Annotated in this window: 19 protein-coding genes, 1 pseudogene and 1 other annotated feature; of the genes and pseudogenes, 19 read left to right on the top strand and 1 reads right to left on the bottom strand. The window is 39.8% G+C overall.

What is annotated here, in order from left to right; genetic code table 11:
* The first annotated feature begins 29 nt into the window (after positions 1-29).
* The 18 genes and pseudogenes from FC30_RS05430 to FC30_RS05350 all read left to right on the top strand — a co-directional run bounded on the left by FC30_RS05430 (position 30) and on the right by FC30_RS05350 (position 11,464).
* Positions 30-965 carry a DMT family transporter gene (locus FC30_RS05430; protein ID WP_010688814.1) on the top strand — a complete coding sequence of 312 codons (936 nt, stop codon included), beginning with the start codon at positions 30-32 and terminating at the stop codon, positions 963-965.
* A 136-nt stretch (positions 966-1,101) separates the two neighbouring features.
* Positions 1,102-1,695, top strand: coding sequence for a hypothetical protein (locus FC30_RS05425; protein WP_010688815.1), 594 nt, complete (start codon positions 1,102-1,104; stop codon positions 1,693-1,695).
* 54 nt (positions 1,696-1,749) lie between these two features.
* Positions 1,750-2,423, top strand: a pseudogene (locus tag FC30_RS05420) (DNA alkylation repair protein).
* A gap of 69 nt (positions 2,424-2,492) precedes the next feature.
* Positions 2,493-2,630 (top strand) — a sequence feature (ribosomal protein L20 leader region).
* Between the two features lie 45 nt (positions 2,631-2,675).
* A complete protein-coding gene (gene infC / locus FC30_RS05415; RefSeq protein ID WP_004047271.1) occupies positions 2,676-3,176 on the top strand; it encodes a translation initiation factor IF-3 in 501 nt (166 codons plus the stop codon).
* Between the two features lie 32 nt (positions 3,177-3,208).
* Positions 3,209-3,409, top strand: a complete 201-nt coding sequence (gene rpmI / locus FC30_RS05410) for a 50S ribosomal protein L35 (protein WP_004047272.1) — start codon at positions 3,209-3,211, stop codon at positions 3,407-3,409.
* A 146-nt stretch (positions 3,410-3,555) separates the two neighbouring features.
* Entirely contained in the window at positions 3,556-3,915 is a 360-nt protein-coding gene (rplT, locus tag FC30_RS05405; protein WP_004047273.1) for a 50S ribosomal protein L20, read from the top strand.
* 139 nt (positions 3,916-4,054) lie between these two features.
* On the top strand, positions 4,055-4,588 hold the full coding sequence (locus tag FC30_RS05400; protein WP_010688818.1) for a YqeG family HAD IIIA-type phosphatase: 534 nt from the start codon (positions 4,055-4,057) through the stop codon (positions 4,586-4,588).
* Positions 4,581-5,696 carry a ribosome biogenesis GTPase YqeH gene (yqeH, locus tag FC30_RS05395; protein WP_010688819.1) on the top strand — a complete coding sequence of 372 codons (1,116 nt, stop codon included), beginning with the start codon at positions 4,581-4,583 and terminating at the stop codon, positions 5,694-5,696. Before FC30_RS05400 ends, yqeH begins: the two co-directional genes overlap by 8 nt.
* Before the next feature lie 15 nt (positions 5,697-5,711).
* Positions 5,712-6,023 carry a ribosome assembly RNA-binding protein YhbY gene (gene yhbY / locus FC30_RS05390; RefSeq protein ID WP_010688820.1) on the top strand — a complete coding sequence of 104 codons (312 nt, stop codon included), beginning with the start codon at positions 5,712-5,714 and terminating at the stop codon, positions 6,021-6,023.
* 14 nt (positions 6,024-6,037) lie between these two features.
* Complete coding sequence (locus tag FC30_RS05385) at positions 6,038-6,679, top strand: nicotinate-nucleotide adenylyltransferase (RefSeq protein WP_010688821.1); 642 nt, start codon at positions 6,038-6,040, stop codon at positions 6,677-6,679.
* Positions 6,663-7,259 (top strand): bis(5'-nucleosyl)-tetraphosphatase (symmetrical) YqeK, encoded by a 597-nt coding sequence (gene yqeK / locus FC30_RS05380; protein ID WP_010688822.1) that lies wholly within the window; start codon positions 6,663-6,665, stop codon positions 7,257-7,259. Before FC30_RS05385 ends, yqeK begins: the two co-directional genes overlap by 17 nt.
* Positions 7,260-7,277: 18 nt before the next feature.
* On the top strand, positions 7,278-7,634 hold the full coding sequence (gene rsfS / locus FC30_RS05375) for a ribosome silencing factor (protein ID WP_004047293.1): 357 nt from the start codon (positions 7,278-7,280) through the stop codon (positions 7,632-7,634).
* Between the two features lies 1 nt (position 7,635).
* Entirely contained in the window at positions 7,636-8,370 is a 735-nt protein-coding gene (locus tag FC30_RS05370) for a class I SAM-dependent DNA methyltransferase (RefSeq protein ID WP_010688823.1), read from the top strand.
* A 15-nt stretch (positions 8,371-8,385) separates the two neighbouring features.
* Positions 8,386-9,531, top strand: a complete 1,146-nt coding sequence (locus FC30_RS05365) for a nucleotidyltransferase (RefSeq protein ID WP_010688824.1) — start codon at positions 8,386-8,388, stop codon at positions 9,529-9,531.
* A 79-nt stretch (positions 9,532-9,610) separates the two neighbouring features.
* Positions 9,611-10,159, top strand: a complete 549-nt coding sequence (locus FC30_RS05360; RefSeq protein ID WP_010688825.1) for a YceD family protein — start codon at positions 9,611-9,613, stop codon at positions 10,157-10,159.
* Between the two features lie 74 nt (positions 10,160-10,233).
* A complete protein-coding gene (gene rpmF / locus FC30_RS09335) occupies positions 10,234-10,410 on the top strand; it encodes a 50S ribosomal protein L32 (protein WP_004047302.1) in 177 nt (58 codons plus the stop codon).
* A gap of 160 nt (positions 10,411-10,570) precedes the next feature.
* Positions 10,571-11,164, top strand: coding sequence for a ribosome biogenesis GTP-binding protein YihA/YsxC (yihA, locus tag FC30_RS05355; protein WP_010688826.1), 594 nt, complete (start codon positions 10,571-10,573; stop codon positions 11,162-11,164).
* Entirely contained in the window at positions 11,165-11,464 is a 300-nt protein-coding gene (locus FC30_RS05350) for a nucleoside triphosphate pyrophosphohydrolase family protein (RefSeq protein WP_010688827.1), read from the top strand.
* Positions 11,465-11,514: 50 nt separating this feature from the next.
* Here FC30_RS05350 and FC30_RS09600 read toward each other — a convergent pair whose 3' ends face one another.
* On the bottom strand, positions 11,515-11,652 hold the full coding sequence (locus FC30_RS09600; RefSeq protein WP_004047308.1) for an SPJ_0845 family protein: 138 nt from the start codon (positions 11,650-11,652) through the stop codon (positions 11,515-11,517).
* A gap of 220 nt (positions 11,653-11,872) precedes the next feature.
* Here FC30_RS09600 and FC30_RS05345 point away from each other — a divergent pair, with 220 nt between their 5' ends.
* Entirely contained in the window at positions 11,873-13,342 is a 1,470-nt protein-coding gene (locus FC30_RS05345; protein WP_010688828.1) for an ABC transporter substrate-binding protein/permease, read from the top strand.

The following is a 13,342-nucleotide window of genomic DNA, read 5'->3' as shown; positions in this document are numbered from 1 at the left end:
AATATAATAAGATATTTGGAGGGAATAAAATGAAAGCAACGTCTAATAACGTTATGAAAGGGATCTTTTGGTCAGCTGTTGCTTCGGCTGTTTGGGGGATCTCTGGTACAACGGTTCAATTTATTTCACAAAATCAAAACCTCCCAGCTGATTGGTATCTATCGATCAGAACTATGGGTGCAGGCGTGATTTTGTTGATCATTAGTTTATTTATGTATGGTAAGAAGACCTTTGGTGTCTTTTCATCATGGAGAACATTTGGATATTTATTAGCTTATGCAATTTTTGGTTTGATGGCTAACCTGTTGACCTTTTATATTTCGATTCAAAAAGGTAACGCTTCAGCAACTACGATCTTGCAATATCTAAGCCCATTGTTCATTGTTTTAGGTGGGATCTTTATCAAAAAGCAACGCCCATTATCGACTGATATGATTGCCTTTGTTGTTGCCCTAGTTGGGGTCATTTTAGCAATTACAAAAGGTGATTTCACGCAAATGTCGATCCCGATGGATTCATTACTTTGGGGGATCGGTTCTGGTATTACGGCTGCATTTTATGTTGTTTTACCAAAGCCGATCGCAAAAGACCATCCACCGATCGTGATCTTAGGTTGGGGGACATTTATCGCAGGGGTATTGTTTAACGCATATCGTCCTGTGTGGGTCGATCCGCCAGTAATCACAGGTGGGTTAGTTCTTTCGATCTCAACGGTCATCTTGTTGGGAACAATCATCCCATTTGGTTTATTGCTATACAGCTCACGTTTTGCGCCATCCGATGTTATTAGTATCATGGATGCCTTACAACCAGCTACGACAGCGGTCTTGAGTGTGATCTTCTTAGGTCTTGGTATGAATTGGATCGAAGTAGTCGGAATCGTATTGGTTATCGTAGCGATCTATATTTTACAGCGTGGCCGCAAGAATATGGAACAAGTCGGTTACCGCGAAGAAGATTTTTAAATATGATTTTATGACTGATCATGACAAGGTGTTATGGTCAGTTTTTTTATGGAAATGGAATTATGGAATTGTTAGAATGAAGCTAAGGTGGAGAGAGACGTATAATCTTGTAACGTTGTGATAAGGAGATGCTTTTATGACGCATCAGTTGCCTGATACTCTAATTTATGCAGAACATGAATATAGATTGGTTAGTATTTTGGATGAGAAGAATTTTTTTGATGTAGCTTCTTTGGGGATAACGATCAATGGATGTAGTACTGCGAATTATTCTGGGAGATTAGCCAGATTTGCGGTTGTAGATGATGAATTATTACTTAAAGATCTTGCAATAAGAACTAGTCAGTCTTTACCGATAAATAATGTCTTACCACGTAAAATAACTATAAAAGAACAGGTTGCTAACTTTGGCGATTATTATAGTGAATTTGGCAGTATCTTTTTGGGAGGAGACAATTACTATTTAGACTTAAATATACCAGTTGAATATACGGGCAAGTTATTAATTGCTGATGATTTCATTAAAGAATATCGTGTTAATGGTATTTTCGATTCACCATTAGAGTTTAGAAAAAATCTCCTATTAATTGTTGAAGAAGGACTTGTTTTTGATGTGATTGATGTTTCTAATATAATAGAAAAGGAGCGTAAACGTAGGATCATAACAGAAACAGAGATGAAGAACTTTTCTAATAACTCAGATGTTTTTAAGCTATTTATCAAGGAATAGTGACCTAGGTACTTGATGAAATCGTGAAATGATCGGAAGTGACGAAAAGATTAGATGGAAACAAGAGATGATTTATTTACTTTGATAGATACGCTGAGCCTAGAAGGTGATGTTGAGCAAGCTAAAGGTATGTCAGCGTATATGCGTGATCAATTTGAATTTTTAGGTAAAAAACACCTAAGCGCCGGCAGCTTTGCCGTGAAGCTTTTAAAAATGCCAGAAAAACAGCTAAGATAGATTGGGAGTTTGTTGAGCTGTGTTGGCAAAAGCCTCAAAGAGAATATCAATATATCGCTTGTGATTATTTAGTGAAAATGAAGAAGTTTACGACCTTAGCAGATCTACCTAAATTGAAAAAATTGGTCATAACTAAATCGTGGTGGGAAACTGTTGATACTTTAGTCAAAGTATTCACGGACTTGTATTTGCGCTATCCAAGTGAAATGACGCCGATAATGCTTACTTGGAGTGAAGATAGTAATTTGTGGGTCAAAAGGGTCGCGCTCGAATTTCAATTGCTATTAAAAAAGCAAACTGATACAGAACTCTTAGCTAAGATCATTATAAATAATCTTGGTAGTGATGAATTTTTTATCAATAAAGCGATCGGGTGGGCCTTGCGTGACTATTCAAAGACAGATCCTAAGTGGGTGGCTGGATTTATTGCAACATACCGCAATGAATTGCCTGCTCTTAGTATTCGTGAGGGCAGTAAATATCTTACGTAAGCTAAAGATCAACTTTTTTGAAAAAATTAGTTGTTTCGAGCTGAAAGTTATGTTATTCTATAACAGTTGAGAAAAAAGCAGAGGCTCCCGCTTCTCGCCTAGGGGACAAACAGTCCCGGGGCAGAATTATGAAATGTAATTCCGATAAAAACGGATCTGTGCGGGTGTCTTGTAAATTTTACGAGATACCCGCATTTTTTCTGCATTTTCTCTGAATTTTTTTGGAGGTGAAACGCCATAGCAGTTGATAAGATGGTAAACGAAGGCATTCGCGCACGTGAGTTACGCTTGATTGCTGATGATGGTTCCCAGTTGGGGGTCAAATCTAAGCAAGAAGCTTTGAAGTTGGCAGAGCAAGCTAACTTAGACCTTGTTTTGGTAGCACCTAAAGCAAAACCACCTGTTGCCAAGATCATGGATTATGGGAAGTATCGTTTTGAGTTGCAGAAGAAACAGCGTGAAGCTCGTAAAAAGCAAAAAGTGATCAACGTTAAAGAAGTTCGTTTAAGCCCAACGATCGATACTAACGATTTTAATACTAAAGTTAAGAATGCACGTAAATTCTTGACAAAAGGTGATAAAGTTAAGGTATCTATTCGCTTTAAGGGTCGTGCGATCACACATAAAGAGATCGGACGCGAAGTTCTTGATAGATTTGCTGCGGAAACAGATGATGTTGCAACAGTCGAATCTAAAGCAAAAATGGATGGACGCAGCATGTTCTTAATGCTTGCGCCTAAAGCCGAAAAATAGGCTGATAGTTTATTTAGGAGGAGTACAGTATTATGCCAAAACAAAAAACACACCGCGCATCAGCAAAACGCTTTAAGCGTACAGGAAATGGTGGTTTGAAGCGTGCTCACGCTTTCACATCTCACCGTTTCCACGGCAAGACAAAGAAACAACGCCGTCAATTGCGTAAGCCAGCAATGGTATCTGCTTCAGATATGAAGCGTATCAAGCAAATGCTTTCTCAAATGAAATAATTATTGAGATTCTATTACTCGGTTGCAATGTAAGATTGCATCATTATTGTGCTTTGCAGAAGCGATTGTTGGATCGTTTTTTCAGTGCACAGATCAGTTTTGTGAGTCCCGCATAACGTCGGGCTAAGTTTAAGGAGGAATTAACCATGCCACGTGTTAAAGGTGGAACAGTTACGCGTCAACGCCGTAAAAAAATGATCAAATTAGCTAAAGGATACCGCGGTTCAAAGCATATCCAATTTAAAGTAGCTAAGCAACAAGTTATGAAGTCTTACCAATACGCATTCCGCGATCGTCGTAAGACAAAATCAAACTTCCGTAAATTATGGATTGCTCGTATCAACGCAGCAGCTCGTATGAACGATATCAGCTACAGCAAGTTGATGCACGGTTTGAAATTAGCTAACATTGATGTTAACCGTAAAATGTTAGCTGATCTTGCAATCAGCGATGCAGCTGCTTTCACAGCGCTTGTTGATGAAGCTAAGAAAGCTTTGGCAAAATAATTTGTCACTCATTTAGTTAAAAGGCTGAGACTACTGTTGTCTCGGCTTTTTTCTTTAGCTGTCACATTAAAATTTTGCTAAAAGTAGTTTTGCTAGCATATAATAGTAGTTAGAGACTATATTTTGAAGGAGATATACTTTGCTCAATAAATTTGAACCAACATGGATGGTCGAGTCGATTTATGATCTTTCACCGACTGAGTTAAGAGAAAAAGGGATCAAAGTTGTTTTGACTGACCTTGATAACACTTTGATCGCTTGGGATAATCCCGATGGCACGCCTCAATTGCATGCGTGGTTACACAAGATGGAAGATGCTAAGATCCCGGTGGTCGTAGTGTCAAATAACAAGCATAAGCGGATCGAATATGCTTTAGCGGCCTTGGAACTACCTTTTGTTTCGCGGGCTTTGAAGCCACTTACCCGTGGGATCCAAATTGCTTTGAAGCGCTATGGCTTAAAGAAAAATGAGGTCGTTTTAGTTGGTGATCAATTAATGACTGATGTAATGGCTGCAAATAATGCTGGGATCCGTAGTATTTTGGTCAAGCCACTAGTGGATTCCGATGCGTGGAATACTAAGATCAATCGTTTCTTTGAAAAGATCGTTAAAAAACGTTTGATCAAAAAAGATAGATTGAGTACAAAATGGGGGCATACACTAGATGACTGAAAATGAAGAATTATACTGTATCGGTTGTGGGGCTAAGATCCAATCTGAAGATAAAGCCGAACCCGGTTATACCCCACAAGCAGCGATCCAAAAGGGCTTAGAAAATAGCGAGCTTTATTGTCAACGCTGTTTTAGATTACGCCACTACAATGAGGTAGCTGACGTTTCCTTAACTGATGATGACTTTTTGCGTCTGCTAAATCAGATCGGTCAAACTGATGCTTTGATCGTCAATGTCGTTGATATCTTTGATTTTAACGGTTCACTCATTCCAGGATTACACCGTTTTGTAGGGGATAACCCTGTTTTATTAGTCGGTAACAAGGAAGATCTTTTACCACATTCACTGAAGCGTTCTAAGATCAAAGATTGGATGCGTCAAGAGGCCAACAAACAGGGGCTTCGTCCAGTCGATGTCGCTTTGACTAGCGCAAAACGTGGTAAAGACCTCGAAGATCTGTTAGAATTGATCGACAAATATCGTGAAGGTCGCGATGTATATGTTGTTGGTGTTACTAACGTAGGTAAATCAACTCTGATCAATCGGATCATCAACCAAACGACAGGGGTCAAAGACTTGATCACGACTTCCCGTTTCCCAGGAACCACGCTTGATCGGATCGAGATCCCATTTGGTGATGGTCATTTCTTGATCGATACACCAGGGATCATCCATAAGCATCAAATGGCGCATTATCTATCACCTAAGGCTTTGCGTTTAGCTGCGCCACAAAAAGAGATCAAGCCGAAAGTTTACCAATTAAATGAAGGGCAGACACTTTTCTTTGGCGCCTTAGCTCGTTTTGACTATATCTCTGGGGGAAAGCAAGGTGTGATCGTTTATACTGACAACAACTTAATGATCCATCGGACTAAGACCGAAAAAGCGACCGAGTTTTATGCTAAACATGCAGGTACGTTATTGACTCCACCGACAGCTGAAGAAATGAAAGATTTTCCTAAGCTAGTACGTTTTGAATTCAAGACGACCGAAAAAAGTGATCTTGTTTTCGCAGGTTTAGGTTGGGTCACAGTTAAAGCCAATAGCGTTGTTGCAGGCTGGGCTCCAGAAGGCGTAGCCGTTATTTTAAGAAGAGCGATGGTTTAAGAGAGGAATTAGAATATGAAACTTAAGGGTAAACAAAAACGCTATTTACGTGCTCAAGCACACGGAATGCGTCCGTTATTTCAAGTGGGTAAGGAAGGTTTGAGTGCAAACTGGCTCGCTCAGATCGAAGATGCTATTGAAAAACGTGAATTATTTAAGGTAAATATCTTACAAAATGCATTGGTCGAAGATGAAGAAGTGATCGCGTTTATCGAAGACAATACTGATATCCAAGTCGTGCAAAAGATCGGTCATGTTTTAGTATTGTTCAAACAAGCAAATAAACGCGATAATCGTTCATATTCACTTGAAGTTACTAAACTCTAAGAGGTGTAGGTAAGATGCTAAAGACCGAAACGACGGTGGCTTCTAAAGTCCAAGTTCAACCATTAAAAGCTGATAGCCGTGAACGGATCGGGATCATGGGGGGGACTTTTAATCCACCACATTTAGGACATTTGATCATAGCTAAGCAGGTGCAAGAGCAACTTGATCTAGATAAAGTATTATTTATGCCAGATAATTTGCCCCCACACATCGACCAAAAAGCTGCGATCGCTGCCAAATATCGCTTGCACATGGTCGAAATGAGTATTACTTCTGAGCCTAAATTTCAACTCGAAGATATTGAGATCAGACGTGGTGGGGTCAGCTACACCTATGACACGGTCCAAGAGCTCAAGCAGCTATATCCCGATGCTGACCTCTACTTTATCATCGGGGGAGATATGGTCGAGTATTTGCCTAAATGGTACAAGGTCGATGAATTGGTCAAAATGATCCAATTTGTCAGTGTAGAGCGCAAGGGTTATGCGAAAAAAAGTGACTACCCTTTGATCTGGGTGGATGTTCCACGGATAGATATCAGTTCGTCGATGATCCGGGAAAGATTACAACAAGGGCGCTCGATCAAGTACTTGGTAACAAGTGAAGTGGAAAATTATATCAGACAAGAAGGTCTTTATCATGACACAAACAGTTGAATATCAAAAACATTATTACGCTGGTTCACGTGAAGAGCTGATCGCTAAAGTTAAAGAACAGGTCAGTGAAAAGCGGTTTAAACACATTTTAGGGGTCGAACAAGCTGCGTTAGAATTAGCCCGAGCTAACGATTATGAGCTTGAAAAAGCTAGTGTGGCAGCTTTAGTCCATGATTATGCTAAAGAACGTAGCGAAGCAGAGTTTAAAGCGATGATCGCTCAAGCTGGACTAGAGAAAGACTTATTGAATTGGAACAATTTTATCTGGCATGGAGTCGTTGGGGCTGAGATCATCAAAAAAGAATTACAGATCACCGATGAAGAGATCTTAAATGCGATCCGGCGCCATACAGTTGGGGCCAAAGAAATGACAACGCTAGATCAGATCGTGTATGTCGCTGATTATATCGAACCAGGTCGTGATTTTCCTGGGGTCGACCAGGCACGTCAGATCGCTGCTAAAAGTTTACGGGCAGCAGTTGAGTTTGAAACTAAGCATACACTGCTCTATTTGATGAATAATAACAAAACAATTTATCCCGCTGCGATCTTGACATATAATGCATATGTCGCATCGTAGCCTATTTAGGAGGACTATATGAACAGTCAAGAATTATTAGAATTAGTTGTTCGCGCTGCAGATAGCAAGCGTGCGGAAGATATCGTTGCTTTAGATGTCCAAAATATCAGTTTATTGGCTGATTACTTTGTGATCATGCAAGCAGGTTCTGAAAGACAAGTTAAAGCTGTAACTGAAGCGATCGTTGAAAAAGTTCATGAAGCAAATGAAGATATCAAGAGTGTTGAAGGTAAAGATGGTGCCAACTGGATCTTACTTGATCTAGGGGATGTGATCGTACATGTCTTCAAAGAAGAAACACGTCAATTTTATAACTTAGAAAAATTATGGTCTGATGCACCATTAGTTGATATCGAAGAATGGGTCAAAGACTAAGATGATCTACTCGAGTTTTGCAAAGCTCTATGATGAGCTGATGGAACCAACGATGTATGATCAATGGTTAGATTTTGTTGAGCAAGAGCTCCCCAAAACTACGGGACAGATACTGGATCTAGCCTGTGGTGCCGGCCGTTTAGCGGTCATGTTAGCTCAAAATGGTTATCAAGTTTCAGGAGTTGATCTATCAGAAGAAATGCTCGCTTTAGCTGAAATGCATGCTAGAGAAGCCAAGTTAGCGATCCCATTTATGCAGGGAAATATGCTCGACTTGAGTGAACTGGGACAGTATAGTGCGGTAACTTGTTTTGCGGACTCATTTTGCTACTTACAAGATGAAGTTCAAGTACTTCAGGCTTTTAAAGAAGTCTATCAACATCTAGAAGATGATGGAAAATTTATTTTTGATGTGATCACACCTTATCAAACTGATGAGGTCTACCCCGGCTATATGTATAATTATACCGCTGAAGATCAAGCCTTTATCTGGAGTAGTTTTGCTGACGAATTTGAACATAGCGCGGTCCACGAATTGACCTTTTTTGTTTGGAATGAAGCGCTGGAGAGTTATGAAAGAATAAGTGAGATCCATCATGAACGGACTTATGAATTAGAGGTCTACCAGCGTTTGTTGACTCAAGCAGGATTTAAGGATATCACAGTAAGTGCTGATTTTGGTAAGGGCGACCTCACTTCGGAAACGACGCGGTGGTTTTTTAGTTGCCATAAGTAAATAGGGAGGTAAAAAATGCCAGTTGCGGGAATTATTGCTGAATATAATCCATTTCATAATGGACATCTTTACCAGATACAAGCGGTCAAAAAAAAGTTCCCTGATGCACCATTAGTAGTAGCGATGAGTGGAAATTTTTTGCAACGGGGCGAACCAGCTAGCTTTGACAAGTGGACGCGTGCTGAACAAGCTTTAGCTAATGGAGCCGATCTTGTGGTCGAGATGCCTGTCTTGGCCTGTGTTCAACCAGCTGATCGTTTTGCTTTTAATGGCGTCTCGATCCTAGCCTCGTTAGGCGTGACGGATCTATTTTTTGGTGCCGAGCATGCGGAGTATGATTTTGCTGACTATGCGCGCTTAGTTCAAAGTGCACACGGTGATTTTAAAACGTATAGTGAATCTTATGCAGCAACATTTCAAAAAGCAGTTGCCGCTAAGATCGGTCATAATGTCGATCAGCCCAATGATCTTTTAGGGCTAGCGTATGCTAAAGCAAATTTAAAGTTGGGTGAGCCCTTGCGCTTGAATCCGATCCAGCGCAAAAATGCAAATTATCATGAAGTAGAATTAAAAGCGGGGACGATCGCCAGTGCAACTGCGATCAGGCAGCACTACTTAGCTGGAAATTTAGCGAAACTGAGTGCTTATGTCCCTGAAGCTACGTTAGCGACACTAAAAACACAAAGATTACTGACATGGGATGATTTTTTCCCATATTTAAAGTATAAATTGCTGTCAACTACACCCGCACGCTTAGGTGAGATCTATGGAATGGCTGAGGGGATCGAATATCGCTTAAAAGAGCAGATGGAACGATTACCAAGCACAGCTGATTTTGATCAGTGGTTAAAAGCAGTCAAGACCAAGCGTTTTACCTATACGCGTTTGTCGCGCTTGGCTTGTACCTTATTGTTAGAACTGACCCCCGCTGAGGTCAAAGAGTACAATAAAGTCCCATATATGCGCCTGTTAGGCTTTAATGCCAAGGGCCAACAGGTACTAAGTCAAGCTAAAAAGACAAGTACGCATCAGATAATTGCTAAAGTTTCTAAAGATGATAAAAATGCAGCTTATCGGGTCGATTATCGCGCCGGAAAAATTTACCAGCTACAAAATCAGCTGGAACAGGATCTAAAAAGAGCGCCAATACGCATTTTTTAAATAGGTGTCAAGGAAAAAGCATTGACAAAGCTTTTTAAAGCAAGTATAATCAATTTTGTTGCATTAGGAGGAATATAGCATGAAATGGTCATTAAATGAATTGCGCCAAACTGCTGATGAGCCGTTGATGTTTGAAGAGACTTTAGAACTTAAAGTTTCCTTGCAAAAACGGCGTCCAGAAATTCTGGATGTTTCCCCGGTTTTGGTCAAGGGTGTCTTTTCAGTTGATGAATTAGGCGTCTTAGGCTATGCCAAAGTTAAAACGACAGTCACTTTACCTTCAACGCGTTCACTTGAACCAGCTGAAGTCGACTTAGAGTTTGAATTTACGGAACATTATGTCAGTCACCATGAGCGTGATCTTTCACGGTTTGAGGATACAGATGTTGTGATCGTTTTAGAAAATGACATCTTAGATCTCAACAGTGTGATCGAAGACAATATTTTGTTACAAATTCCGATGCAGGTTTTAACGAAAGCCGAACAACAAGATGATGCGACAATGCCTAATGGTGGCGATTGGAACGTTGTCAGTGAAGGTGAGTTAAAGAAAATGCAAAAAGATGAAGATGGTGTTGATCCGCGATTGGCTAAACTCAAGGATTTTTTCGAAAATTCTAAAGATTAGTTGCAAAAGTGGTGAATAACAAGTAAAATTCTTTTTGTTGGATATTTTTAAAATTTTGAAGGAGGTGTTTCTCGATGGCTGTACCAGCACGTAAAACATCTAAAACACGTAAGAGATTACGTCGTACACACTACAAATTGTCAGTACCTGGCATGAGCGCTTGCCCTAACTGTGGTGAATTGAGAAAGTCACACCACGTTTGCCCAGCTTGCGGTTTCTACGGTGACAAAGAAGTTGTAAAAACAAAATAATTTTGTTAAATGATGATATGGGACCATGGCCCTGTCATTTTTTCTCAAAGTTCACGCCCCAGATCTGCGGATCATGGGGCGTTTCTTTTTAAGTACACGTAGTTGTAGATTTTGTGATAGAATTAGACATAAATGAATTTAACGGAGGTAGCAGATTTATATGGACGTACATAATGTTGAGCTAACGATCAGTGCAGTCCGCCCAGAACAGTATCCAGCAGAAGGGTATCCTGAGATCGCCTTATCAGGGCGTTCCAATGTGGGAAAATCGTCACTGATCAACACCTTGATCAATCGTAAAAATTACGCCCGGACATCCAGTCAACCAGGTAAGACACAGACTTTGAACTTTTATAATATTGAAGATGAGCTATATTTTGTCGATGTGCCAGGTTATGGTTATGCAAAAGTTTCAAAAAAAGATCGTGAAAAATGGGGGAAAATGATCGAGACATATTTTGAAACACGGCAAGAATTGCGGGGAGTTATCTCATTAGTCGATGCTCGTCACGAACCGACCGAGCTTGATTGTCAGATGATCGAATTTTTACATTACTACAACTTGCCGATCTTAGTCGTTGGAACTAAGATCGATAAAATCGCTCGTGGTAAGTGGAATAAGAGTGAAAGCATCATTCGCAAAAAGTTGCGCTTACGTAAAGAAGATAAAGTCATTTTATTTTCAGCAGTTACTAAAACAGGTAAAGAACAGATCTGGGAATGGATCGATGCACATACAATGGGGGCTGAATAGATGGAATTTAATGAATACCAAGTAGCAGCAAATCGTACTTTATATGGAAATGAACAGGTTTTGACCAATTGTGCCTTGGGCTTAGCTGGTGAGAGTGGACAGTTGATCGATCTTGTGAAAGATTATACATTTAAGGGTAAAGATCTTGACCGTGAAAAATTAGTGGCTGAGATGGGAGATGTTTTGTGGTATCTATCTCAGATCGCACAATGGGCAGATATTCCTTTTGATGAGGTCGCACAAAAGAACATCGATACGTTGAATCGCCGTTATCCAAATGGATTCACTCCGAATGCATAATGATACAAATAATGAGAATGCCAGTGAAGTTTTCGTTCCTGGCATTCTCATTATTTTTTCTTATCCTTATCTTCTTTTTTAGGATCGGTACTTTCTTTTTCTTCGCGCTTAGCCTTTTTTTCCGGCTCGATCGCAAATTTACTGAAGAGATCTTCGAGTTTATTGGTTTGATTGATCTTAAGACCCATGAATATCACCTTGCTTTAACTTGTTTATCCCAAGGATAACAGGTCTTTGCCTAGATTTCAAATTAGATATATTCAATAATTTTTGTATAAAAACAACTTTTTTCGATTATTTATTGCATAAATAATCTTATAGGGGTATAATACCTATAAATTAAAAAATAAGAAGTGGGAGTCAAGCCAAGTGGTGCGACACACAAATTTAAAAAAGGAGCTATTGGAAATGAATAAACTCAAGCAATTTATTTTAATGCTGGTCATGATGTTTGCGGTTTTTTTACCACTTAGTAATTTAACTGTCAAAGCTGACCAAACGGATACTTCTTTGGAAGATATCAAAAAAAGTGGAAAATTGGTAGTCGGTTTAAGCGCCGATTATCCACCATATGAATTTACAGCTAAAGTTGATGGTAAAACAGAGTATGTTGGGATCGATATTGAGATCGCTAAAAAATTGGCAAAAGATCTCGGTGTAAAACTTGAGATCAAAAATATGTCATTTGATTCGCTCTTAGTGGCTTTGGAAACAAATAAGGTCGATGCGATCATCTCGGCAATGAACCCGACGCCTGAAAGAAAAGAAAGTGTTGATTTTTCCGATATCTATTATTCGGGTAAACAATACATGGTCATCAACAAAAAAGATGCTAGCAAATACAAGAGTTTAGCAGATTTTAAGGGACAAACAGTTGGGGCTCAAAATGGATCATTGCAATATAATTTAGTCAAAGATCAGATGCCTGGTACGACTGTCAAAGGACTTTCGAAGTTGAATAACTTAGTCTTAGCGCTACAATCAGGCAAAGTTAGCGGGATCGCCATGGAAGAACCAACAGCTAAAGCATATGTGGCTAACAATAGTCAACTATTAGCCTTTGATCCAGGCTTTTCTGTCAGTTCTGATCAAACCGGTTCAGCGATCGCATTTAGAAAAAATTCGCCTGCTCTAGTTGCTGCAGCAAATAAGACATTGGCTCAGATCAAAAAACAAAATTTACTTGATATAAAGTATGTGCCTGAAGCGGCTAAATACATGGAAACGACTACCAAAAATAATACCATGATGAGCTATTGGACATATTTTGCTAAAGGGATCGAATATACTTTGATCATCACGGTCACAGCGGTCTTCTTTGGTTTTATCTTAGGGACATTGCTCTCCTTGATGCGTCTATCTGAGAACAAGTTGTTGCATAGCATTGCAGTTTGCTATATCGAGTTTATCCGGGGCACACCGTTGATGGTCCAAGTGATGTTTGTCTACTTTGGTGTCGGTGCGGTGATCCAATCCTTACCAGCTTTGGTAGCCGGGATCATTGCGACTGCCTTGAATTCAGCGGCTTACATTGCTGAAGTTATTAGATCGGGGATCGAATCTATTCCAGCCGGTCAAACCGAGGCAGCTCGTTCGTTAGGGATGACACAAAAAGATACGTACCGTTATGTTGTTATTCCACAAGCATTGAAAAATATTTGGCCAGCTTTAGGTAATGAATTTGTGACATTGATCAAGGAAAGTTCGATCGTCTCGATCATCGGTGTCGGCGATCTGATGTATCAAACACAATTAGTACAATCTGCGACATATAAGGGTGTCATGCCACTGTTCATCGCAATGGTGATCTACTTTATCATGACATTTAGTTTGTCGAAATTACTCAACTTGTTTGAAAGGAAGTTAAACCATGGATAA

It is taken from the genome of Ligilactobacillus animalis KCTC 3501 = DSM 20602 (assembly GCF_001434535.1).
GTDB lineage: Bacteria > Bacillota > Bacilli > Lactobacillales > Lactobacillaceae > Ligilactobacillus > Ligilactobacillus animalis.
The sequence above is the reverse complement of the archived record's forward strand: the minus strand, read 5'-3'. Positions and strand labels throughout refer to the sequence as shown.

Coding starts and splice junctions, on each gene's coding strand:
- FC30_RS05430 (WP_010688814.1), top strand. CDS start 30: ATGAAAGCAACGTCTAATAACGTTATGAAAGGGATCTTTTGGTCAGCT.
- rplT (WP_004047273.1), top strand. CDS start 3,556: ATGCCACGTGTTAAAGGTGGAACAGTTACGCGTCAACGCCGTAAAAAA.
- rsfS (WP_004047293.1), top strand. CDS start 7,278: ATGAACAGTCAAGAATTATTAGAATTAGTTGTTCGCGCTGCAGATAGC.
- FC30_RS05385 (WP_010688821.1), top strand. CDS start 6,038: ATGCTAAAGACCGAAACGACGGTGGCTTCTAAAGTCCAAGTTCAACCA.
- FC30_RS05365 (WP_010688824.1), top strand. CDS start 8,386: ATGCCAGTTGCGGGAATTATTGCTGAATATAATCCATTTCATAATGGA.
- rpmF (WP_004047302.1), top strand. CDS start 10,234: ATGGCTGTACCAGCACGTAAAACATCTAAAACACGTAAGAGATTACGT.
- yihA (WP_010688826.1), top strand. CDS start 10,571: ATGGACGTACATAATGTTGAGCTAACGATCAGTGCAGTCCGCCCAGAA.
- FC30_RS05350 (WP_010688827.1), top strand. CDS start 11,165: ATGGAATTTAATGAATACCAAGTAGCAGCAAATCGTACTTTATATGGA.
- infC (WP_004047271.1), top strand. CDS start 2,676: ATGGTAAACGAAGGCATTCGCGCACGTGAGTTACGCTTGATTGCTGAT.
- yhbY (WP_010688820.1), top strand. CDS start 5,712: ATGAAACTTAAGGGTAAACAAAAACGCTATTTACGTGCTCAAGCACAC.
- FC30_RS05345 (WP_010688828.1), top strand. CDS start 11,873: ATGAATAAACTCAAGCAATTTATTTTAATGCTGGTCATGATGTTTGCG.
- yqeK (WP_010688822.1), top strand. CDS start 6,663: ATGACACAAACAGTTGAATATCAAAAACATTATTACGCTGGTTCACGT.
- FC30_RS05425 (WP_010688815.1), top strand. CDS start 1,102: ATGACGCATCAGTTGCCTGATACTCTAATTTATGCAGAACATGAATAT.
- FC30_RS05360 (WP_010688825.1), top strand. CDS start 9,611: ATGAAATGGTCATTAAATGAATTGCGCCAAACTGCTGATGAGCCGTTG.
- FC30_RS09600 (WP_004047308.1), bottom strand. CDS start 11,652: ATGGGTCTTAAGATCAATCAAACCAATAAACTCGAAGATCTCTTCAGT.
- rpmI (WP_004047272.1), top strand. CDS start 3,209: ATGCCAAAACAAAAAACACACCGCGCATCAGCAAAACGCTTTAAGCGT.
- FC30_RS05370 (WP_010688823.1), top strand. CDS start 7,636: ATGATCTACTCGAGTTTTGCAAAGCTCTATGATGAGCTGATGGAACCA.
- yqeH (WP_010688819.1), top strand. CDS start 4,581: ATGACTGAAAATGAAGAATTATACTGTATCGGTTGTGGGGCTAAGATC.